Annotated in this window: 21 protein-coding genes; 12 read left to right on the plus strand and 9 right to left on the minus strand. The window is 46.1% G+C overall.

The window, feature by feature from the left end:
• Positions 1-49: 49 nt before the first annotated feature.
• Positions 50-994 (plus strand): AraC family transcriptional regulator, encoded by a 945-nt coding sequence (locus tag ACXHJ2_RS25175; protein ID WP_165079878.1) that lies wholly within the window; start codon positions 50-52, stop codon positions 992-994.
• Positions 995-1,218: 224 nt separating this feature from the next.
• The gene (locus ACXHJ2_RS25180) at positions 1,219-1,476 is read left to right on the plus strand and encodes a SunI/YnzG family protein (protein WP_025676639.1); all 258 of its coding nucleotides are present in this window, start codon (positions 1,219-1,221) and stop codon (positions 1,474-1,476) included.
• 474 nt (positions 1,477-1,950) lie between these two features.
• On the opposite strand, the gene ACXHJ2_RS25185 is transcribed toward ACXHJ2_RS25180, so the two are convergent.
• From ACXHJ2_RS25185 to ACXHJ2_RS25205, 5 genes are all read right to left on the minus strand, one after another.
• Positions 1,951-2,853, minus strand: coding sequence for an AraC family transcriptional regulator (locus ACXHJ2_RS25185; protein ID WP_165079877.1), 903 nt, complete (start codon positions 2,851-2,853; stop codon positions 1,951-1,953).
• A 91-nt stretch (positions 2,854-2,944) separates the two neighbouring features.
• Positions 2,945-3,241 (minus strand): hypothetical protein, encoded by a 297-nt coding sequence (locus ACXHJ2_RS25190; RefSeq protein ID WP_165079876.1) that lies wholly within the window; start codon positions 3,239-3,241, stop codon positions 2,945-2,947.
• Between the two features lie 287 nt (positions 3,242-3,528).
• Positions 3,529-3,876, minus strand: coding sequence for a KGG domain-containing protein (locus ACXHJ2_RS25195; protein ID WP_013373683.1), 348 nt, complete (start codon positions 3,874-3,876; stop codon positions 3,529-3,531).
• A gap of 135 nt (positions 3,877-4,011) precedes the next feature.
• Positions 4,012-4,773 carry an ABC transporter permease gene (locus ACXHJ2_RS25200; protein ID WP_016822665.1) on the minus strand — a complete coding sequence of 254 codons (762 nt, stop codon included), beginning with the start codon at positions 4,771-4,773 and terminating at the stop codon, positions 4,012-4,014.
• Complete coding sequence (locus tag ACXHJ2_RS25205) at positions 4,770-5,510, minus strand: ABC transporter ATP-binding protein (protein WP_165079875.1); 741 nt, start codon at positions 5,508-5,510, stop codon at positions 4,770-4,772. The genes ACXHJ2_RS25200 and ACXHJ2_RS25205 overlap by 4 nt, the downstream gene beginning before the upstream one ends.
• A 244-nt stretch (positions 5,511-5,754) precedes the next feature.
• On the opposite strand from ACXHJ2_RS25205, the gene ACXHJ2_RS25210 reads away from it, so the two are divergent.
• From ACXHJ2_RS25210 to ACXHJ2_RS25225, 4 genes are all read left to right on the plus strand, one after another.
• On the plus strand, positions 5,755-6,357 hold the full coding sequence (locus ACXHJ2_RS25210; RefSeq protein ID WP_165079906.1) for a TetR/AcrR family transcriptional regulator: 603 nt from the start codon (positions 5,755-5,757) through the stop codon (positions 6,355-6,357).
• Positions 6,358-6,455: 98 nt separating this feature from the next.
• On the plus strand, positions 6,456-7,094 hold the full coding sequence (locus ACXHJ2_RS25215) for an SDR family oxidoreductase (protein WP_090737743.1): 639 nt from the start codon (positions 6,456-6,458) through the stop codon (positions 7,092-7,094).
• A 190-nt stretch (positions 7,095-7,284) separates the two neighbouring features.
• Entirely contained in the window at positions 7,285-7,995 is a 711-nt protein-coding gene (locus ACXHJ2_RS25220; RefSeq protein ID WP_165079874.1) for an MBL fold metallo-hydrolase, read from the plus strand.
• Positions 7,996-8,266: 271 nt separating this feature from the next.
• On the plus strand, positions 8,267-9,940 hold the full coding sequence (locus tag ACXHJ2_RS25225) for a glycosyltransferase 87 family protein (protein WP_165079905.1): 1,674 nt from the start codon (positions 8,267-8,269) through the stop codon (positions 9,938-9,940).
• 536 nt (positions 9,941-10,476) lie between these two features.
• Here ACXHJ2_RS25225 and ACXHJ2_RS25230 read toward each other — a convergent pair.
• From ACXHJ2_RS25230 to ACXHJ2_RS25245, 4 genes are all read right to left on the minus strand, one after another.
• Complete coding sequence (locus ACXHJ2_RS25230) at positions 10,477-11,181, minus strand: Crp/Fnr family transcriptional regulator (RefSeq protein WP_031462455.1); 705 nt, start codon at positions 11,179-11,181, stop codon at positions 10,477-10,479.
• Positions 11,182-11,242: 61 nt separating this feature from the next.
• Positions 11,243-11,413, minus strand: a complete 171-nt coding sequence (rd, locus tag ACXHJ2_RS25235; RefSeq protein WP_064797632.1) for a rubredoxin — start codon at positions 11,411-11,413, stop codon at positions 11,243-11,245.
• A gap of 2 nt (positions 11,414-11,415) precedes the next feature.
• A complete protein-coding gene (locus ACXHJ2_RS25240; RefSeq protein ID WP_165079873.1) occupies positions 11,416-12,609 on the minus strand; it encodes an NAD(P)/FAD-dependent oxidoreductase in 1,194 nt (397 codons plus the stop codon).
• A gap of 36 nt (positions 12,610-12,645) precedes the next feature.
• Positions 12,646-13,881 carry an FprA family A-type flavoprotein gene (locus ACXHJ2_RS25245; RefSeq protein WP_165079872.1) on the minus strand — a complete coding sequence of 412 codons (1,236 nt, stop codon included), beginning with the start codon at positions 13,879-13,881 and terminating at the stop codon, positions 12,646-12,648.
• Positions 13,882-14,096: 215 nt separating this feature from the next.
• On the opposite strand from ACXHJ2_RS25245, the gene ACXHJ2_RS25250 reads away from it, so the two are divergent.
• The 6 genes from ACXHJ2_RS25250 (at position 14,097) to ACXHJ2_RS25275 (ending at position 22,557) form a co-directional block, all read left to right on the plus strand.
• On the plus strand, positions 14,097-14,438 hold the full coding sequence (locus tag ACXHJ2_RS25250; RefSeq protein WP_165079871.1) for a cupin domain-containing protein: 342 nt from the start codon (positions 14,097-14,099) through the stop codon (positions 14,436-14,438).
• Positions 14,439-14,819: 381 nt separating this feature from the next.
• On the plus strand, positions 14,820-16,451 hold the full coding sequence (locus ACXHJ2_RS25255) for a response regulator (protein ID WP_165079870.1): 1,632 nt from the start codon (positions 14,820-14,822) through the stop codon (positions 16,449-16,451).
• Positions 16,448-18,214 (plus strand): sensor histidine kinase, encoded by a 1,767-nt coding sequence (locus ACXHJ2_RS25260; protein WP_165079869.1) that lies wholly within the window; start codon positions 16,448-16,450, stop codon positions 18,212-18,214. The genes ACXHJ2_RS25255 and ACXHJ2_RS25260 overlap by 4 nt, the downstream gene beginning before the upstream one ends.
• Before the next feature lie 164 nt (positions 18,215-18,378).
• Entirely contained in the window at positions 18,379-20,046 is a 1,668-nt protein-coding gene (locus ACXHJ2_RS25265; RefSeq protein WP_165079868.1) for an ABC transporter substrate-binding protein, read from the plus strand.
• Positions 20,047-20,060: 14 nt separating this feature from the next.
• Positions 20,061-21,041 carry an ABC transporter permease gene (locus tag ACXHJ2_RS25270; protein WP_013373662.1) on the plus strand — a complete coding sequence of 327 codons (981 nt, stop codon included), beginning with the start codon at positions 20,061-20,063 and terminating at the stop codon, positions 21,039-21,041.
• A gap of 592 nt (positions 21,042-21,633) precedes the next feature.
• Positions 21,634-22,557: a carbohydrate ABC transporter permease gene (locus ACXHJ2_RS25275; RefSeq protein ID WP_013373661.1), complete on the plus strand. Its 924-nt coding sequence runs from the start codon at positions 21,634-21,636 to the stop codon at positions 22,555-22,557.
• Positions 22,558-22,574 lie beyond the last annotated feature (17 nt).

Below are 22,574 nucleotides of genomic sequence, written 5' to 3' on the forward strand. Positions count from 1 at the left end.
GAAAGCGATATACTGGAGATATCGATGTAAATGAGCCAGGAGGGAAAACATGTCGTCACCACGTTTACCGAAGCTTCCCCATGATCCAGACCTTACGGTCGCCGGAGAGGAATTCTTTTTTCCCGATGTACGGACTACGGTCAATCTATTTGCCATCCATACACGAAGTGTCGGAAGAGACTGGAATTATCCGCCACATGAACATCCGCAATATGAAATTAACATCGTGCTTGCGGGAGAGCAGGTCATGGTTGTGGATGGTCACAGCTTTATTCAGCGACAGGATGATCTGATGCTTTTGCGCCCGGGAATGGTCCACTCCAGCCGCAGTAGCGGGCAGGGGTTTACGTATTTTTGCATGCATTTCGATATTGATGATAAATTGTTTCTTTCGCTCCTGAGTCGTTTGGAGCAAGTACTTTTTCCAGCTGATGGCGCGGTGGCGAAGCAGATGGGGTCAGCGCTGAGTAAGCTGCTTGACCTTTCCGCGCTTGAAGACATGGGGATAAATGGTGATTCGGTGGCAAAGCGTATGCGGATTCAATCTGCTGTATTTGAACTGTTCGCAACGCTGTGGGAGGCGGTATCCAGTGAAGCTGCTCATCTACCAGGGCGTGGATATGTGCAGGCAGAGCTTGCCCATCAGATTGCCAGTCGGCTTCAGGGCAGGGTCAATCAGCCATATAGGCAGGCTGGCTCGGTGGAAAAACAGGATGGGATTGAGGGAATTTCATCCGAACTTGGTATTAGCGTGTCCCATTGCAATCGTGTATTCCGTAGTGTTTTCGGCGTATCTCCGCGAGTGTATCTCTCCGAGCTTGTCTTGCATGAGGCCAAGCTGCTGCTGGCTGATCCGCAATGGTCCGTGCAGCAAATTGCTGAACTGCTCGGCTATGGGGATATTGCACACTTTAGCAGGCAATTTAAACGCTGGTCCGGTCAGTCGCCGACATCCTACCGTAAGAGCGTAGCTCCTGAAAGCTCATCTGAATAAACGTGCTGTTCCCAGATGGCAGTTATACGCTGATCTAATTGCTGGAAGCTGACGTGTGCATATCCACCAGTCCAATACACACTTACAATGTGTTGAACTAGTTTTCTTTTTACAGAAGATGTAGCGAGATGCAAAAAAACATCGTATTTATCGGAATAATACTCCAGGAAAGTGTCGCATTTCGTTTTACAATTTGTATTGAAAAAATTTTAGGAGGAAACAGCATGTTGGGAATCGATATAAAAAAGGAGAGTAATAATTTAGTTATTACTTGGCAGTTATCTAGGATAGAAGTATCTCTTGAGGATATTGAAGATGTTTCGTTCGATAATACTTATGCTGGACAAGAGAAAGATGCAATAAGAATAGGTACTCCTTATGCAACAACGGACAGAATTGTAATTAAAACCAATTCAAAGACATATATTTTGTTTACTACAAATGGTCAAAATATTCTTAAAAAAATACAGTCCTATCTTTAATTAGCTATCCATAAAGATACAGCATGATGTACACGGAGAATGATATTGCATTACTTCATGGACATATATGATCTGAATTGTACCCCATTGCTCAAAATGAGGAATGGGGTATGTACCGTGTTTGTACAGCTTATTTATTTTTAGCGAGTTTCAATTTCTTAATCAAACGATCGATAACATATCCTATGAGATACCAGAAACTTATTGTAGTGAAGTAAACAAGGGATATAGGGATATGTGTTTTTTGCGCACAAATTGAAAAGATTCATGCATCCAAACCAACGGGCTAATCATAGCCAAAAGTATATTATAGTCGTCATATCCCGTAATATTTACAGCAGTAACTATACATGAGACTAGGAATAACCAAAAGCGAAAGGACTTCATGGTCTACACCTCCATTCCTTTTAAAAAAGAAGCCGCGAGACGATTACCAGCATCCTGAGATCGTGGCGGCTTCTAGGGATTTTTTTATTACACTTTTTTCACAGGACGTAACACTGCGTAGCCGTATCCTTCAGGGAAATGCCGTTGATAATCCTGCTTCGTTTCCTCATCCCATTCATACCCCATACTGTGTGGGTCGAAGTTCCAGGCTTTTTCCTCCACCACTCTCATAACATCTCCATTGTTTTTTAAATAGTTAAAGGGTGGATGGAAAAACACTAGATAATCTGATTCGGGGATGTTTCGGCACTCCATACCTGCTGGAATCTCTCCAGTGTAGTCAGCAGCAACCGGTATTCCATACAGATAGCCCTTCTGACCATTCTGATAGAACCAGCCTGCGGTTTGACCCAATTGTCCGGGAAGCTTAAGGTGAGACATGCTTTCCAGAGTTCCACAAATTTCATCACAATTATGACCGTTTCTCCAGAAATCACCGTAGTTTCGAGAAGAGATATCCCAGATCCCAATAAATTTGTGTGCTGGTATATGCTCGATTTTGACTTCAGCTTCTTGTAAATGCTCCTTAACCATCTTATCCCGCTCCTTCAAATGGTAATGGTAAGGAGAGAACACCTCAGCGTGAATGGCTAATGGAATAGGCCGGGGGTTCTTCCGGTATACAGCCGGGGATACCTCGAACGCTTTTACAAATGCTCGTGTAAAAGCTTCCTGTGAAGAAAACCCATACTTTACGGCAACATCGAGGATGCGGACATTGCTGTCCCGGAGTTCAAGGGCTGCCCGGCTAATCCTGCGCATCCATACATAATCCCTTAACGTCATTCCTGTCAGAGAATGAAATTGCTTTGTACAGTAATAAGGTGAATAGCCTAGCTGGTCGGACATTCTCAACAACGATGGCGCTGAGGTAAGATTATTATCAATCCAATCAATCATAAGCTGGACCATTTCGTTCCATTCGTACACGAGGGTCCCCTCCTTTCGACTCCATCTTAACAGCCGGAATGCAGGAATATTTGACTTGAGTTGCATGAACAACACTTTTGTTTTGTTCTGTTTACTCCTCTACATAACAGATATATGGGTGTTGAAAGTACTTTTGATCAGACACAAAATAATATTGTTTTCCTACAACCAGAGGAGGGATTATAGACTGTGAGGAAATATATAATTCTTTATATCCGCCTCCGTTAGAAGCATCTCTCTGTACAACTAAGTAATCGTCTGTAATTTTAACTAATTTGGCAGTTTCAGCATGGTGAACTCCTGAATAAAAATAAAGCCAGCTAAAAATCAGTGAAAAAAATATAACACTTAAAATAGATGCAGCTATTTTATTCTTTGTAATCAACATTCGTGCACCCCCATAATTCATGTATAAGTCAGGTGACATAAGAAAAAGAATCTACATTATTCCGTTCTTTCATCCGCAATAAAATATGTATGATTGGTTATTTATCCTGTATATGTATATTGTAAGATGTATGGTCGGATGAAGAAAGTAGTTTTCACACAAAAAGCCTACCTACCGGAACACCGGCAGATAGGCTTTTATAACATAAACATTCACTATACTTCATAACCGTATGCAGTCTGTGCCTTACATTGCAATCGCACCGACAGCATATTTTTGGTCTATCGTTAGTTATTTTTACGCTGACGGGCGCGGGCCTCGCCGCCTTTGCGGCCTGCTTCTTCTCTGCTCATTTTCCCGTCGCTATCACTTTGGTCTGAATTGCCACGGGCTTCACCGCCCTTGCGACCGATTTCCTGATAGAACTCCTTGCCATGGTTTTTGGAAGTGGCTTCGCCGCCTTTTTCACCAATCTCCTGATAGAAGTCCTTGCCATGACTTTTGGAAGTGGCCTCGCCACCTTTTTCGCCGATCTCTTGGTAAAATTCTTTGTCGTGATTTTTAGCAGTAGCTTCTCCACCTAAACGTCCTGCCTCTTCGCGACTCATTTTGCCATTTTGGTTGTTGTTAGCCATGTTCAATCACTCCTCATCGAATTTTAGTAAAGCGTCTACGTGTATCTATTAACCCTCGTGTCAGGAATTAAACATGTCTATTTAATTTTGATAAATGGAAATTGGTTGGTAAATAACTGGGTATACCCGTCTCTATCAGACTTCCCAGGACTCTGTACGCAGTTGTTGCTGGCGGGTAAATAATGTCGGGTAAATGAACAGGCTGAGCAGCACGCTGGTCAAAATGGCAGAGGTCATGGTAGTGAATACGATGAGCAATTGCAAACGCACGGCGACAATTGGATTGGCGCCTGCAATGATTTGTCCGGTCATCATGCCGGGAAGCTGAACAAGCCCGAGTGTTTTCTGCCCCTCAATGGTTGGAATCATACTGGAACGTATGCAATTTTTCAGTATAGGGAAGATGGCTTGTCTCGGGGTTCCCCCTAGTGCGAGAATGAGCATGATTTCAGGCTTGCGCAGCAGGACTTCCGACTTGAGCCGTGATACCAGCAGGCTGGACAAAATCATGGAGCTGCCAATGATCATGCCGCTAATCGGAATCATGTACCGGGCTGTCGCCGGAATGATATGCAGGCCAATCAGGAATGCCTGTGTAACGATTTCCACACACAGCAACGTCAGGAATGACTTCCACATGAGACGAGGGATAAACCGTCCTTTGCGTGCAACATTTTGAGAAGCTACAGTGATCATGAGCAGAATGAATAATACGATAAATCCGTAGCTTTGCATCCCGAAAATCAAATGCAATACATATCCAATCGCCAGTAGCTGAACGGATGCTCTGATCGTGGCAATAATAATGTCTCGGTCCAAACCGAGTTTGAAGGACTTGGACATGACGATGGCGATAAATACAAAACCGAGAGAGAGAATCAAGGCAACAATCGTCATACCCATTCTCCTGCTACAAACCTGCGGGTTTCACTATGCTGTGGAGCATTAAAAAATGTCTCTGTATCTGCTTGCTCTACCAGTCTTCCGTTGATCATCAGCCATGTTTCGTGGCCTACTCGGCGGGCTTGTTCCATATGATGTGTAATCCAGATCATTGTTGTTCCCTCTTCTTTGTTCATTTGAAGCAACAGTTCCTCAACCTCTTTGACTGAGGCGGGGTCCAGTGCAGAAGTAATCTCATCCAGTAGTAAAATATCCGGGCGGTTCGCGAGCGTCCGTGCCAGGGCCAAGCGCTGTCTTTGTCCACCTGACAGCTCCTGCGCCTTCTGTTCCAGCAGGTCACGGGTGAGTCCTACGCGCTCTAACAGGCCAACCGGATCTTCCAGTACCGTACCATGCAGCCGCTCTACCGTCTGGAGATTGTAGAGGACCGTCCCCTGAAGCATGGGGGCATCTTGAAAAACCAATGCTACTTTCCGTCTCAGTTCAGGGATTTCCCACTCGGTTATAGGCTTGCCGAGGACGTTGATTTCTCCTTCATCCGATGCTAGCAAAAGATTGCATAGTGAAAGCAGTGTGCTTTTACCAGATCCTGACGGACCGACCAGTGTCGTGATTTTTCCGCGCGGGACCTTTGCCGTAACTCCGTTCAGGACAGCACGTTGTTGTCCCGACCCGGTGAAATATTTAGTGACACGATTAAACTCAATAGCTGGAAGTGGATTGGGTTCCATAGATATAGCTAGCTCCTTTGCAGGGAATCGGAAAAGATATCGAATCTGCTCTATAATCTCTTTGTATTATAGCAGTAATATCCTAACGGCTCTTCTTCTAAAAAAGAGTTAGTGTATGGAGCTGTTGCAAACGGTACTTTCTTTGTATAAACTAACGGGATTAGTTAAGATGAAATAAGAATTTAGTCTGTATATGTATACGAAATTAACCTTACATAGGAATTTAACGAAAGGGGACCGGATGATGTCACCTAGAAATGGAGTAAAGCTACAAGATATCCTGGAGGCTGCCGAGGATGTTGCCAATGAACGAGGGATGGGAGAGGTCACGCTCACTACATTGGCGCAAAAGCTACATATTCGCCCCCCATCCTTGTACAACCATGTGGACGGATTGAACGGATTGCGTCAAGCGCTGGCATTACATAGCCTCGAAAAATTAGAGGAAGCATTGATGAGTGCAGCCATAGGCCGAGCAGGCGAAGATGCGCTGACTGCTATGGGGAGAGCGTATATGCAGTATGCACGCGAGCGGCCTGGTTTGTATGAAGCGATGGTGTATGCAACCGACCGAAATGATACCGAGCTGGGACAAGCTGCAGATCGCGTAGCGGAGCTCGTCATTACCGTGCTATCCAGTGGCTACGGCTTCAACGAAGCAGATTGCATTCATGCAGCGAGAGGATTCCGCAGTCTTCTTCATGGTTTTGCCTCGCTTGAACAAAAGGGCGGTTTTGGATTACCTGTAGATGTGGATCAGAGTGTTGAAGTGATGATGGACACCTTTTGCGCAGGTCTTCGCGTGTTGCAGCAAAAGCGAGGGGGAGAGCCTTCAGTTAAAAACTGAGTTCAACCTGATTAGCCATGTGATTGTGTCCTAGACTCAAAGGGTAAAATATAACAGTACACTGTAGACGAGGGAGCGTAAATACAGGAGGGATTTGAGTGAACGTACTGGTGATTGGTGCTAATGGAAAAGTAGGCAAACATCTCGTTCGCCTACTGGGGCAACATGCAGCACATCGCGTAAAGGCACTGATCCGCAAACCGGATCAGGCCGAAGCGCTTGAACGTTTGGGTGCAGAAACGGTAGTAGCTGACCTTGAAGGGACGGTAGGTGAAATTGCCGCAGCTATACAAGGCAGCGACGCTGTCGTGTTTACGGCAGGCTCCGGTGGCAACACAGGAGCGGATAAAACGCTGCTCATCGACCTTGATGGAGCAGTCAAGGCGATGGAAGCCGCTGAACAAGCGGGTATCCGGCGCTTCATTATGGTCAGCGCTCTATATGCGGAGAACCGGGAGCAATGGCCTGAATCGATTAAGCCATATTACGTGGCAAAGCATTATGCAGATCGCTTGCTGGAAGCGAGCAATCTGGATTACACGATTCTTCGTCCGGGCGGGTTGACAGATGATGCGGGTACTGGCAAGGTTGCTACCGGTGAAGATCTCACCAGCCATACTATCTCACGTGAAGATGTAGCGGCAACGGTGGTAGCAGCACTAGAGGAAAAGCAGACGTATCATCGAGCGATTGATTTGGTGTCCGGCAGTACGCCTATTGCTGAGGCCATCCGGTAGAGCTGATGAATTGAAAGACATATGCATAAATATGGATAAAGGCAGACCCAGAGGCAGGATTCCGGGTCTGCTTTTTGCTTTTTGTATAACGTTCCGACAGGTATTTACGAAAAAATTTGCTTAAAACTAATTATATTATTTATAATACTAACATAATTAGTTTATGATCAAGACAAGGAGATGAGATAAAATGCGTATCGTTCAGGTGCAGCATGTGTATCAATTAACGTTTATGCCCCGGCTGTTCCCAGTGAACTGTTATTTGGTGGAGGAGAAAGAGGGGCTTACCCTGATCGATGCCGGATTGCCATACAGTGCTCAGCGTATTGAACAGGCTGCGGCGCGGATTGGGCAGCCGATTATACGAATTGTACTTACCCATGCGCATGGAGATCATGTGGGTGCGTTGGATAAGCTGAAGGCAAAGTATCCTGAGGCGCAAGTATTCATTTCAAGGCGGGATGCTCGGCTACTGAAGGGTGATGTATCGTTGGAGGCAGGCGAACCAGACACTCCTATTCGGGGCAGCGTGCCGAAGAATATCCTTACCCAGCCTGACGTTTTACTGGAGGATGGAGATAACGTGGGTTCGCTGCTGGCGATCAGCGCACCGGGACATACGCCGGGCTCGATGGGATTTTTGGATACCCGTACCCATGCATTGATTGCAGGCGATGCCTTCCAGACTCGGGGTGGTGTTGCGGTGGCGGGAAGGCTCAAGCCACTGTTTCCTTTTCCAGCACTAGCTACATGGAACAAGGAAATTTCGCTGCAAAGCGCCAAAAAACTGGCATCTTACAATCCGTCTCTATTAGCAGCCGGTCATGGCAACATGCTGAAGCATCCACAATTTCAGCTAGAAAGAGCGATTATGGAGTTGGAACAGCAATGTTCAGTGTGATGATTACGTATTCAGCCAACATTCAGCCAGAACTCACAAAGTCCTAAGCTAAGGCAGATACAATATGAGGAAAATAGAAACAGAGAGAGGTGCATCGGATTTGAACGTTTGGAAAGCGAACGGTCTGAAATATATACTTCTATTTAGTCTCATATTGTGTGCTGCCGTTAGTATCGTTTCGTTATGGAGTTATTCAGGTAGTTCCGCGTCTCAGTCTGCGGCTGTTAGGCAGGGGCCATCCGGCGGGTTCGGAGGGGGAGCAGGCGGAGGCATGGGAGGGCCGGGGCAACGTCCCTCTGACGGTCAGACCGCAGGGAACCTGGGAACAGGAAGTGTAGGACAAGATCAGCAGAATTCTCCCCCAACATCTACGGATGCGGCGAGCAGCTCTGACAGCAAGAATCAGGGGACGACGGGCCAGACGACCAACTCCTCTAGTGAGAATTCGTCGACATCGGGTGACAAAGGTACAACGGCCGGGAATGATACGTCTGCCTCGGACGGCAGTGGTGTTGCTAGAGACGGACAGCACAGAGGCCCCGGTGGCATGTCTGGTAACGGATCTGGAATGGGCATGGGCGGTCCTGGCGGTGGTATGGGTGGGGGGAGAAATGGAAATTCTTCATCTGCTTATGCTACTCCGATGGCGATTTTCGCTGCTTTGTTCTTCGGTGTGTTCGTGTTTATTGCGTATCGTTTTCGGGCTCAAGAATGGAAGCTCGGGGAACGTAACCGGGGACTGATGCTGTGGACTGTGCTGGGTGTGGGATTCTTTTTAAGAATGGCGATCGCCCCATGGATCTCGGGCCACATGGATTTAATGCTATTTCGAAACTGGGCTACGACAGCAGCGGATAGCTTGTCAGGCTTTTACACGAATGGTTCCAGTGATTATCCACCGTTCTATATTTATATTTTATATGTAATCGGTAAAATCGGCTCTACGGATGCTTTCAGTCCTTATATGTCCGTATTGCTGCGGCTTCCGAATATTTTAGCTGATATCGTGACAGCGTACATGCTGTACCGGTTGGCAAGCAAACGGGTCGGCTATGGAGTGAGCCTTGGATTGGCTATATTCTATGTGTTTAACCCAGCTGTATTTATCAATTCGACCTTCTGGGGGCAGGTAGATTCATTTTTTACCATGCTGATTGTGGGCATGATTGTGCTGCTGGTGGAAAACCGGATCGGCTGGTCCGCTGTACTGTTTACGATAGCGGTATTGATGAAGCCACAGGGGATTATTTATGCGCCGGTTCTGTTCTTCGAGCTGCTGAGACAGCGCAAAATACAGCCTTGGCTGTTGTCCATTGGTGGTGCCGTTGTGACAACCATTCTGGTCATATTGCCATTTTCATGGGGGCAGGAGCCATTATGGCTGCTTGATTTATACAAGGGGACAGTTGGCGAATATCCATATGCTTCGGTGAACGCGTATAACTTCTTCGCACTAATTGGTGGCAATTATACGCAGGATACTACAACGCTGTTCCTGTTCAGTTACCATACATGGGGGATGATCTGCATTGTGCTGGTGACTCTGTTTACATGGTGGATGTATATCCGTAGTCGGAAACCACAATTTGCAGCAGCAGCTGCACTGGTACTCATTGCAGGTGTATTTACCTTCGCTTCCAGCATGCATGAACGGTATCTGTTCCCTGCGGCGGCGTTAGCTGTACTGGCGTACCTGTATTTGAAAGATCGCAGATTTTTGTGGCTTGCGGGTGGATTCAGTCTTACGATTTTCCTGAACACCTTTGATATTTTCTATAGCTCCAATTCTCAGGATCATTACGGTATTATTTTGTGTGTGACATCATTGCTAAATGTGTTGTTGTTTGGGTATTTGGTCAAAGTAGTGTGGGATTGCTCCAGGCCGGCTACAATTCAGACTGCGCTTCCCAAGGCCACCAATATAGCTCCTTTATCCGCAGAATGAGTGATGGGCGGTCACCACACAGGTGATCGCCCATCTTCCAGTACTCGCTACAGCGCAAGAAGTGGCACATAATTACTGGGTTTTTCTCATTGCCAGCACAAACAATGGTGCCTTCAAACTTTTTTAGCTGTATTTCGCCAAAAGGTCCGCATTCTTCGCGGGCCTTTTTTGCCCATGGCGTCTTATTCCTCTATATTGAGGGCTGACGTGAGCCACGGATTGCGTCACTGGATGAGGGCACAGCCCTAATACGACGCCAATATCCTTCCATTTCACTGCGGCAAGGAAATGTTCCTCTCCACCATAAGAGGGATCAATTTGCGGAATGCTATCGTGCTTGCGTTCATAAACTTTGTATTACTACGCAAAAACAGGCCTACGGTTTCTATTGTTATTTTACAGAATAGCTAATGGCCAAATGCACAGAATAAAAGAAACCGCCCTTTAACAACATGGAAGTGGTTGATAAGTCAACTACAATCCATAAGTTAAAGAAGCGGTTTTCTTGTCCTCATGCCAGAGTAACCTGGTATATATCAATCCATATATTCGTTCAGTTTCTGTACATCGCAGATGGTAATCTCACGTGTACCCTTGATATGAATAATCCCCAGCTGTTCAAACTTTCCGAATTTTCGGCTGATCGTTTCACGTGTGACACCCACATAATTAGCCATTTCTTCGCGTGAAAGGGGGAGATTTATTTTAATATAGGAGCCGTCCGGCTTGCCGTATTTGTGTCCGAGTTCGAGAATCATGTAGGCGATACGAATTTCCGGGTCTTTGGTAGCCAGGCTTTGAGCCAGGTTTTCGGTATGTGCCAAGCGTTTGGTAATCGTTTTGAGCAGCCTCAAAGAGATATCGGGATTGTTGCGGATCAACTCCTCCATATCATCTTTGGTGAGCATACAAATATCAGTATCCTTTAAGGCGTACGCACTAAAATTGCTCAACTCGTCGTTATTAAATATATTCAACTCACCAAAAAAATCGCCAGTTGTCAGAATGTGCAGAATTTGTTCTTTGCCCTGAGGTGTCATCTTCAGCAGCTTAACATGCCCGCTTTTAATAATGTACAGCGTATCGGAAGCCTGTTCCTCGACAATCAAGGCCTCGCCTTTCTGATATTTTCGGTGCCGGATCATAGAGCTAACCTTACACAAATCTTCGCAGGACAAAGAGGAAAAGATAGGCACTTTGCGGGCACAGGGCTCCTGTTCACACTGGCAGGGGCAGGACATCTCATTCACATTCATTCACTCCATTCATCAACCGGAAACTAGAAAGTATAGCGTGTTCTTGTTATTCTGTATCATCTATAGGGGCAAAATGGCTTTGATCCTCACCGCAGACTGGACAAACCCAGTCTTCCGGAAGGTCTTCGAACGCTGTACCTGGCATAACGTCTTCATCAGGGTCACCCATAGCAGGATCATAAACGTATCCACAGGGCTGACATACATATTTTTTCATCTTTAGTTCTCCTTGTCATCCAAAATTTTTGTAAGCTCTGGTGCATCCGGACTGAGTCCTTGGATAATGGCTGCTTTATATGGAAGTGAAGCGAGAGCATCTCCAAAGCCGATCACACCGCAGATAGAGCCGTTTTGTATGAACATACGTGTATAAGAAACTTGATTTTCACGGGTCAGGCTGGTGTCACAGACTTGTTCGTCTACCAGACCGATGGAAAACAAGGGGCTTTCATAGCTGTTGGACAGGGTGACAGGAAGAGGACGCTGGTAAGCTGTGGAGGTACCCGCCATATTAGTGCCTGCTATTTTCCCTTGCTCCATAGCACTTTCCCATAATCCATCTACTCTATTGTGGAACTCGGCTACATCACCTGCCGCATATATATTGGCGGAGCTGGTCTCCATCTGCGCATTTACCAGAATGCCTTGTCCAATATCAAGGCCGATTTGGCGAGCAAGCTCCGTATTAGGTACAATTCCGATAGAGTACACGACATGTTCGCAGGGAATAACAGTGCCGTCCTGCAGTTCTACGCCCTCTACATGATCTGTGCCTGTAATACGCTTTACGCCTTGTCCAAGGCATACCTGGGTACCCTGTTCGATAACTCGGCGGGTCAAAATAGCGGATGCCTTTTCATCTAGCTGGCGGGGCATGAGCCGTTGCGAAGCTTCCAGAATGGTAACGGCATATCCGGCTTGCTGAAAGGACCAGGCAGTTTCTACACCCTGAATACCACCGCCGATGATACATATCCGGTCTCCTTGTCGCAATTCCGTTTTAAGTCTGTCTGCATCTTGTCGAAAACGAATATTGTGAACGTTCCTTAGTGAAGCCCCGTCCAGCACAAGCTTACGGTTGTGGGCTCCTGTACACAGCAGCAGCTTGTCGTAAACAACGGTTTGCCCCTTGGCTGTTTCGATGGTGCAGTCCTCTGCGTGTATTGCCGTGATCTTTACGCCAGAATACACATGAATTCGTTGACTGGCAAACCACTTTTCCTTTTTGATCAGGATTTTGTCGCTGTGCAAGTCAGTGAATAGTGCCTTCGAAAGCTTGACTCTGTTATATGGAAGGGAGGACTCTTCCCCGTAAATAGAAATTTCAGCTAGCTCATCATGATCTCTAATCGCTTTTGCCGCGTTGACAGCGGCCACGCCCCCTCCGATGATAACGTAATGTTGATTATCCATTCGGCATCTCTCCTATTCCCTCTAAGCTTCCTGTGCTCAAATAACACTAAGCAGCAGATCTGAGACGAATTCAGCGGCATTTTTAATTTTTTTCACTTTTTCATCTTCTGTAGGAGAGAAGCGAATGCGTACCGGGAATTCCACATGCGTCATACCTGTTGACTTGATTACATCTGAAGTGCTCTGGACTTTCATATTAGTACCGTTCAAGTAATCCTGTACGACTTCAATGGCTTCACCGCTCCAGCCGTAGGAACCAAAGGCGGCAGCAAGCTTACCTTCCAAATTCATCTTTTGCATTTTTTGCAGCAGATCTTCCAATTTGCCTGTCATGTCGGCATATTTGGTAGAGCTGCCGACGAAAACAGCATCCGCTGAGGTAATACTATTTAATATCTTGGTTTCATCCGCTTTATCTACATCCCATAGCTCCACCTTGATTTGGTTCTCCAAAAAGCAATCTCTCAGGATGTTTGCCATTTTTTTAGTATTATTTTTTAAGGTGGCATAAACAATCGCTACTTTTTTATCATCCTTGGTTTCGGTGCTCATCGATGCGTACAAATCAATAAATTTGGCAATATCATGTCGGATCGCGAAGCCGTGGGAAGGAGCAATCATCTCAATATCCAAGTCAGATACAGCTTCGATTAATGTACGCACATATCTGCGATGAGGATGAATGATAGCCTGATAATATCCGATAAAATCCTCGGTGATATCAAAGCCGGCCTCATCGGCAAATAGATGCTCTACAGCCACGTGTGTGCTGAAAATATCGCAAGGGAACAAGATTTTGTCTTCGATGCAATACGTAATCATAGTTTCTTCTGTATGGAGATAAGGTGTTTCCTTGAACAGCAGTGTCTTGCCTCCAATATCCAGTTGATCCCCGTCCTTGATGACGAGGAAATTCCGATGCTGGAGCTTGTACATCTGCTGAATTTCCGGAACGGCAATCTCCGTGCAGACAATTGTGGCGTTTGCTGCTTTGGAAGCAAGTGCCGCTAACCCGCCGGAGTGATCTGGTTCCGTGTGATTGACGATTATATATTGAATATCCAACGGGTCGATTAATTCCGCTACAGCTTCCGCAAATTCTCTGCCGAACGCCATATCTACGGTATCTATAATGGTTGGTTTTCCAGTTTTCAGTAAGTATGCATTATAGGTTGTACCCTTTGATAATAGAAGACGATGAAAGGGGACCTCACGATTATCAATTTTTCCTACCCAATAAATATCCTTTGCCAGCTTAAATCCTGGTTTCATAGGAATAACCTCCTGCTTTTTTGGTTTGTCTGACACAATTCGATTTTAGTTGGATGGGATAATGAAAAAGATGATTGAAATCAAATTTTTGAATATTTCAAAGTATTTATGACTTAAATTTATGTTTGTGATCGCAATCACAAGACGAGCGTAATAATCAAATACAATAAGACTATATAGGCCCAATCCAATTACAAACAGGAGAGTGAATCTACATGAAAAAATCAAACCTCATTCAATTTCAGGAATATAAAGAAGCTGCATTTACAAAACGAATTGTGCATAAGGAAGCCGACAATGTCATTTTTATTCTCAACTTCACCCCTAATGCTGAGCTACCAACACATAATCATCCAGGAGCGAATGTATATTTGCTTGTTCTGGAAGGAAGCGGTACTGTAACTGTAAATGGTGAAGAAACGGAAGTTGTCCAAGGGGATATGATCCATATGACCGGAGATGAGCACTTTTCCTATCGTGGTAGTGCGGAAGCGAATTCCAGCCTGCATGTGGTGTTGACCAAAACGCCAAGTGAAAGCTATGCACAAAATATATAAAGTATAGAAATTGCAAGAAGAGGAACTGCAGTCCAAACATACAAAAGCCGCTTGGTCATTTAGACCAGGCGGCTTTTGTATTGGAGAGTCACACCCCGGAATACGCTATAAACCGGCTGTCTAGCGGGATTACTGTACCTGTGACAGCGCTGAATGTCTAAGCCACAGTAGGTCACGGTTGTGTTCAGTGAGGAAGAAGCTGGGGGCAATAGTTTTCACGCTTTGGAGCGACCTTATGATGAAATCCCGTCTGTACAAATAGCTTCCGAAGTGCCACAATACGTTTTAAAGGCCATTTTTCTCCAGCTGGAATATCGTGCAAGGCTCGTGAAGTAGTTAACCCCAATAAAATGACGTTTCATCGAAAGGAGGAAGCAGGTTATGAAGCTGCATCGAGCCATTGTAGTGGATGATGAAATTTTCACCCGCAAAGGGCTGATTCAACTTGTCGATTGGGAAATCTGTGGCTTTGAAATCGTGGGTGAAGCTGATAACGGTGAGGATGCGCTGGAGCTAATCAGTCGTCTTCACCCAGACCTGATCATTACCGATATTCGTATGCCTGTGCTGGATGGATTAGAGCTGATTCGATCTGTACTCGAACGGAGTACCCAACATCCTGCTTTTATTATCATGAGCGGCTACAGTGATTTTGCTTATGCGCAGCAGGCACTCCGCTATGGAGTTCATGATTTTATACTTAAGCCGGTTGATGATGAGGACTTTTCGGCTACACTGCGCAAGCTGAGTGAAAGATTGCACCGAGAACAACAGAACGCGCAGCGATATCAGAACCACCTTACAGGCGGGCTGCTAGAGACGATGATGATGAACCCAGTGGATGATGCAGTGGTGACACATTGGGAGCAACAGTTGCGGCTTGGAGAAGCCACGTATATGTACTATGTACTCGTCGAGCTGAACGATCAGCATCCTTGGCACTCCGGTGACGATGGCGTCATGCTATCACTTTTCCAGTTCAGGGAGCTTATAGAGCAAGCGCTTCATCGTTTAATGGACGGCAAGTACCCTCTCTATGTCCATGAGCATCGTAACCGGATTGGTCTTATCGTACCGGACTTCTTTTTAGAGTGTTTTGAAGCCAAGGTGGAAGTTTTTATGAAAGCGCTACAACAGGAGATAGAGGGGATGGAGTCACTAAAAGACCGGTTGGGAAGTCGGGTGTTCGTTTATGCGGGAAGTCCTGTGAATCAGTTGCGAGATATCCAGCAGTCCTATGCCAGTGCAAAAGAAGCAGTGCTCCATAAATACATTCATGACCATAGTGGTATTGTTGTCTATCTGCCGGGGGAAATGCCACCCCTCCACTATAGGACCATTCGTCAGGACGTGCTGGATGGCTTGACAGAGCAGGTCGAGGAACTCCAATTGGAAGAGCTGCGTGCGACTATAGGTTATTTATTTAGCAGCTTTCGGGAAGAGCATTATGCTCCTGAGGCTATGAAAATGAGTCTGCATCAATGCGTTCTTAGTATCGTGCGGGTCATTCAAAACATGCAGGGAAATGAGCGCTCAATTCAGTCGCTGGAACCGATGATCAACTGGCAGGATATGAATTTGTCGCTGGGTGAACTCCAGCGATTGTTTACAGCCTTTGCCGAGGAAAGTGGAAAATATATTGGGACGCTGCGCAAGGAATGTCAGCAGGGAGGAATCCAGCATATCCGTGCTTACATTGAGCAGCATGCTGACGAGAATATAAGTCTGAAAAGTATTGCGGCCCGCTTTTACATGAATCCGGTATACCTCGGTCAATTGTTCAGAAAAACATACGGTGTGTACTTTAACGAATTCCTGCTGAAATTACGCATTCAGGAGGCGAAACGCCTGCTACGGCAGACGGATCTGCGTATATATGAAATTGCGGAGCGCGTGGGCTTCGGCAGTTCAGACTATTTTGTGACTCAGTTTGAAAAGCTGGCGCACGTCACGCCAAGTGAATACCGCAATAGCCTGAGTGTTGGGTACGAGCCAGAGAGGTCCGGCGAATGAAGAGGCTGAGAACTATCCTGGATCATATACGGCTGCGAGATAAAATGCTGCTGCTTTATTTCCTCTGTGTTTTTACACCTATAGTGCTGACCAATCTGATCTTTTACCATGTTACCTCGCAAAATGTGAAGGAACAGCGTATTCAGGATATTACGCGCGCACTGGAACAAATTAAAATTGAATTTCACCGGGAATTTGAAGATGCGATGGAAATCTCGTCTATCTTTTATACCGATTATCGACTCAATGAGGTGTTGGAAGAAACATATCCCCACCCTGCTGACTATATTGCTGTTTATGACTCTTATTTACGTCGTATCTTAAACAATACGTACAGCCCTGTGTACCAATCCGTAGGTGGAATTACGATCTACACTGATAATTCAACGCTGCTGAATTCCGGGGGAATCAGCTTTATAGATGAGAGGGTCAAAAGCTTCCCCTGGTATACCCAAATCCCGCCTGGACGCCAGTCCAAGCCTATATTTGTCCGTACCGACGACAGTACCGACGAGCAGACACACCCCTTCAGCCTGATTCGACGGATGAACTACTTTTATTCCCCAAGTGGTCGTGAAAAAATACTAAAAATAGAGCTGCGAATGTCGTCCATTCGGGAGATTTTCAATAACCTGAATTTACAGGGGAGTCTCTTCCTGCTTAACGAACGGGGAGAAATTGAATACACAAATGATCCCAAGGTGGATATAAACCATAAAAGCGTTGCCTATAGTACCCTCAAGCTGCCCGAGAACACCATGGAGTTCAAGACTAGTTATGTGCTTACAAATAATCTGAACGGTTGGAGCATTGTGGCCGCAGTATCAAGGGATGAAGTGCTGTATGAAATGCAGGAACCTCGCAATTTTGCGCTCTTGTTAACCTGTGTGAATATGCTGCTGCCCACCTTGATCATTATTTGGATTACACGTTCGCTGAACGTGCGGCTTCATCGCATTTTGAAACATGTGAAAAAGGTGAAAAATCAGCATTTTGAACTCATTCCAGGTATGGAGTCGAGTGATGAAATCGGACAGCTAACAGGTGAATTTAATCGGATGACGCTGAGAATCAAACGACTGATTAACGATGTTTATATGGCCGATATTCAGCGAAAAAATCTGGAGATTCAGCGTAGACATGCCCAGCTGAATGCACTTCACAGCCAGATCAACCCCCATTTTCTGTTCAATGCGCTGGAGACGATTCGCATGCGAAGCCTGATGAAGCATGAGGATGAGACAGCCCGCATTATTCATAACATGGCACGGATTTTCCGCAATTCGCTGGTGTGGAACAAGGATCGAGTTACTTTGCGGGACGAGTTGGAGTTGATCCGTTGTTTTCTGGAAATCCAACAATATCGCTTTGGTGAGCGAATACAGTACGATGTACAGGCGCGCTCTGAAGACTTGGATAATCTGATTCCCAAAATGGTCGTACTGACGCTGGTTGAAAATGCAAGTATCCACGGCATTGAGCCGCTAAAGCATGGGGGACGAATTGAGATTCTTTTTGAGCATGAGGAAGGACGACTGATTCTAACGGTTCGGGATGATGGGGTTGGCATGTCTGCGGAACAGGTGCAGCGCTTATATGGTTACATGCAAAGGCAGGAAGAAATGGGTGAGCGTATAGGTCTGCAAAATGTCATCTATCGTCTAAAACTTTACTACGGGAAACGCTTTGAGCTCGCCATTCGCAGTGCACCCGGCGAAGGTACGGAGATTCGTATAATGATTCCTGCGGATCGGGACCTATAGTTTCCTAAGTAACACCTTTAGATTGACAGGTGAACAAACTGAACGGCATTTTATAAAATGAAAGTGCTTACAATTTAGGGTGCGCGGGATTCTCGTTGTTCAAGGGGCGTGCGCATGATATTCACACATAATTGACAAAAGAGGCCGAAAGGGGAAGGTCTGGCATGACAAGCAAAAGGTTCGGAATCATCAGTCTGGTAATGGTTATGATGGCATCTATGATCGCTGCTTGCTCAGGGAGCTCGGATAAGGAGCCTGCGTCGGGAGATAGCAAGGAGAAGGTCACATTCACGTATTTTAATGCCACGGCGGGAAGAGACATTAATACCAATGAAACGCGGATCGGAAAAGTTTTGGAAGATCAGACCGGCGTGAACTGGAAGCTGGAGCATTTGGTAGGGGATTCGAATACGAAGATTGGCACGTTTATTGCAAGCAACGATTACCCGGACGTAATTGTACCGGATGGGACGATTGATAAACTGCTGGATGCCGGGGCTTTTATTCCCCTGAATGATTTGATCGACAAATATGGGCCAAATATCAAGCGTGTATACGGACCCTACTACAACCTGATGAAAGCGGAGGATGGGAATATCTATTTCCTGCCGTTTAGCGCGGTGGTCGGCGATTATTTGTCTGCTCCTAACATAGAGCAGGGAGCTTTTTGGATACAGCGCAGAGTGTTGAAGGAGGCGGGATATCCAAAAATAAAAACGTTAGATGAGTACTTGACTCTGATTCGGAACTATACGAAAAAGCATGCAGACGAGGGATTAACCGGGTACTTGGCGCTAACCACGCAGGATAGGTTTTATGCGCTTACGAATGCGCCGATGCATCTGGCAGGCTATCCCAACGATGGCGGCACAATTATTGATATGAAAACACACCAGGCGACGGATTATGGAGATAAGGACATCACTAAACGGTACCTGAAAGAGCTAAATCAGCTTAACGCAGAGGGCCTGTTCGATAAATCGTCCTTTGTGGACAATTACGATCAATATTTGGCGAAGCTGACCTCGGGCAAGGTGCTGGGCTTTTTCGATTACCGCTGGCAGGCAGGGCAGGCTCTAAATAACCTGCAGGAGGCTTCCAAGCGATCGGGTAATGATGATCTGGAATATGTAGGGCTGCCTGTTGTATACGACCGGAATATAAAGGATCAGTATCTTGATCCGTCGTCATTTGTTAATAACCGAGGCATTGGAATTACGGTCAGTGCCAAGGACCCGGTACGTATCATCAAATTTTTCAACAATCTGCTGACCGACGAAAACCAAGTGTTATCCAACTGGGGGATCAAAGGTGAAACCTATGATGTAGATAAAAATGGGCGCTTTTATCGGACCAAGGAGCAAATTAAAAAGACGGGTGAGGATGCGTTCCGTGACTCATTTGGGTTCAAATATTTTGAATACAGCTGGCCGCGATACGGTAACGGTTCTTCCTTGCCTGACGGCAACTCGGCTAGCCCCGGACGGCAGCCTGAGGTTGCACGTATGTCGTATACCGAAGGTGATAAAAAGCTGCTAAAAGCAAACGGTGTAGAGTCCTTCTCGCAGATGTTTTCCGCACCTGACGAACGTCCATGGTTCCCAGCCTGGAGCATTCAGGTTGCCCAAGGCTCACCAGCGCAGATCTTTCAGCAAAAGAAAGGTGACCTGCAGCGCAAATATTTCCCGCGCTTGGTGCTGTCTGCACCGGCACAGTTTGATGCCATTTGGAATGAATACACCACCGAGTTTAACAAGCTGGATGTGAAGGCTTTTGAGGAACTGATCACGAAGGAGGTTGCCAAAAAAGTCAAGACGGTCGGGAAAAAATAAAGGAGGAAACAGCTATGAGCTACACGTCACCGCCACCTGTTACGACCTCCTCGGGTCGTTTGCCGTCCTCACGGCGGACCGGTTTTAGGGGATTTATACACAAGCTGAACCAGCAGCGTGCACTCGTATGGATGTCCGTCCCTTTTTTAATCTGGCTGTTTATTTTTAAATATTTACCTCTGTGGGGCTGGACGATTGCTTTCCAGGATTTTAAGCCTGCCCGCAAGCTGCTTGACCAGCATTGGGTCGGGTTGAAGCATTTCCGTTTTCTGTTTCAGGATGAACACTTTCTGCGGGTGATGCGCAATACGCTGGCGATGAGCTTTATTAACCTGGTGCTGGGCTTTGTCACCGCTATAGCATTGGCGATTTTGCTGAATGAGCTTCGCCAGCTCGTATTTAAACGGGTGGTTCAGACGATCAGCTATTTGCCACACTTTATTTCTTGGGTGGTCGCGGCCAGCATCATTAGTACTGCACTGTCTGCGGACGGCGGTATCATCAATGAGGTGCTGATGTGGCTTGGGCTGATTAAGGAACCTATTCTGTGGTTAGGTGAGGGAAGCTACTTTTGGGGCATTCTCGGTGCGTCGGAGGTATGGAAAAATGTCGGCTGGAATACCATCATTTATTTGGCCGCGATGACGATGATTGATCCCTCGCAGTATGAAGCGGCCGAGATGGACGGAGCAGGGCGGTTTCAGCGGATTTGGCATGTGACATTACCAGGATTAAAGCCTGTATTTATCATCCTGCTCATTATGAACATTGGCAACCTGCTCGAATCAGGCTTTGAACCTCAATATTTACTGGGCAACGGCATGAACGTGGATTACTCGGAAAATTTGGATATTTTCGTACTGAAATATGGTATCCAGATGGGGAACTTTTCGCTTTCCATTGCTGCCGGAATGTTCAAAACGGTGGTTAGCTTCATTCTGTTGTTTAGCGCCAATTATATTGCGAAGCGGTTAGGGGAGGAGAGGTTGTTCTAAAAAAAGAGTGAGTTTCTGGGGAGGGTTCGTTGTCGCTTCGCGTGCGGATTGTTTTTCCGATCGCTGTTATCCCCGGATTCCTTTTTTGGTAAAGATTAGAGGTTGGAATCCGGGGATAAAGGCGAACGCTCCGCTTCTTCAGAACAATTCCACCCGCTCCGCTACTACCCGCCGTAAAGTCACTTTTTTTAAAAACTGAGGGTAGTGGCAGGGAAGAGCTTAAGAAAGGCGCGTGACTCGCGCCTCCTTGTAATAACTGCGTCATGATGGTTGGCTCAGCTTCGCTATCGCCATTAGAGGATGTCTTTGGGAATGGGCTATTCGAGGCGATAGCAGGAGTGCGTGCTTATGCATACTACAGGTGCAAGTCTGTGGATTTTTAACAGGCCGCTTCGCGGACCTCAACAAGACCCCATCAAACAGCTAAAATATGACTTCTTATATTACTAATAATAATCCACATAATTCACTCCAATTGCCACTGATATAAACACTCAAAATGACTGTTCCAAGCAACAGCACCAACAAGATAAGAATAATCAATCGGATTTAAGTGCTGGGCTAGGCGATGTTTTAGAAAGGAGAGGAAGTCATGGGCAAAGGGAAGGCCGTACATGGGCGATTTCGGGCGCCCTCGGATCGGATTTTTGATGCGTGCAATGTTGTGTTTATGCTATGCCTAATGGTGTTCACGCTGTATCCATTTTTAAATACGTTGGCGGTTTCATTAAATGAAGCGAATGACTCCATTCGGGGTGGAATTTATTTGTGGCCGCGTGAATTTACGTGGAGTAATTATGAATTTGTATTCAAGGAAGCGACGATTTTCCATGCTACGTTGATTTCTGTATTACGTACGGTCGCGGGTACAGTGACCTCGGTGTTTTGCTGCGCGATGGTGGCGTATACGATCAGCCGGCCGGAATATGTGCTGCGCAAATTTGTTTCGATTGCCTTTATTTTGACGATGTATTTTAGCGGTGGCTTGATCCCCAATTTTCTCTTAATTCGTGAGCTTGGGATGTTGGGGACCTTTTGGGTGTATATCGTGCCGGGGTTGATCGGGGTGTTTAATGTCATAGTCATTCGCTCCTTTATTGAGGGCTTGCCAGAGGGGATTTTGGAGTCGGCGCGTATTGACGGTGCTGGGGAGTTTGCTACTTTTATGCGTATCGTTTTGCCACTGTGTGTGCCGGTGCTGGCAACGGTGTCGTTGTTCACGGCGGTCTCGCAATGGAATTCATGGTTCGATGTATTTTTGTACAATTCGTCGTATGAGCAGTGGAGCACACTCCAATATGAGCTGATGAAAATTTTGCAAAATTCCAATACGTCCGTTAACGCTCAGGATTATGCCAGCCAGTTTTCAGGGTCAGAAAATCTGGCGAAGGCGGTTACGCCTACCTCTATTCGTGCCACGATGACGATTGTCGCCTCAGTTCCTATTATTTTAGTCTATCCGTTTTTACAAAAATACTTTGTGAAGGGTATGACCTTGGGAGGCGTGAAAGGATAGTAGACATTTTACATTTA

Source organism: Paenibacillus sp. ALE3, from assembly GCF_054113405.1.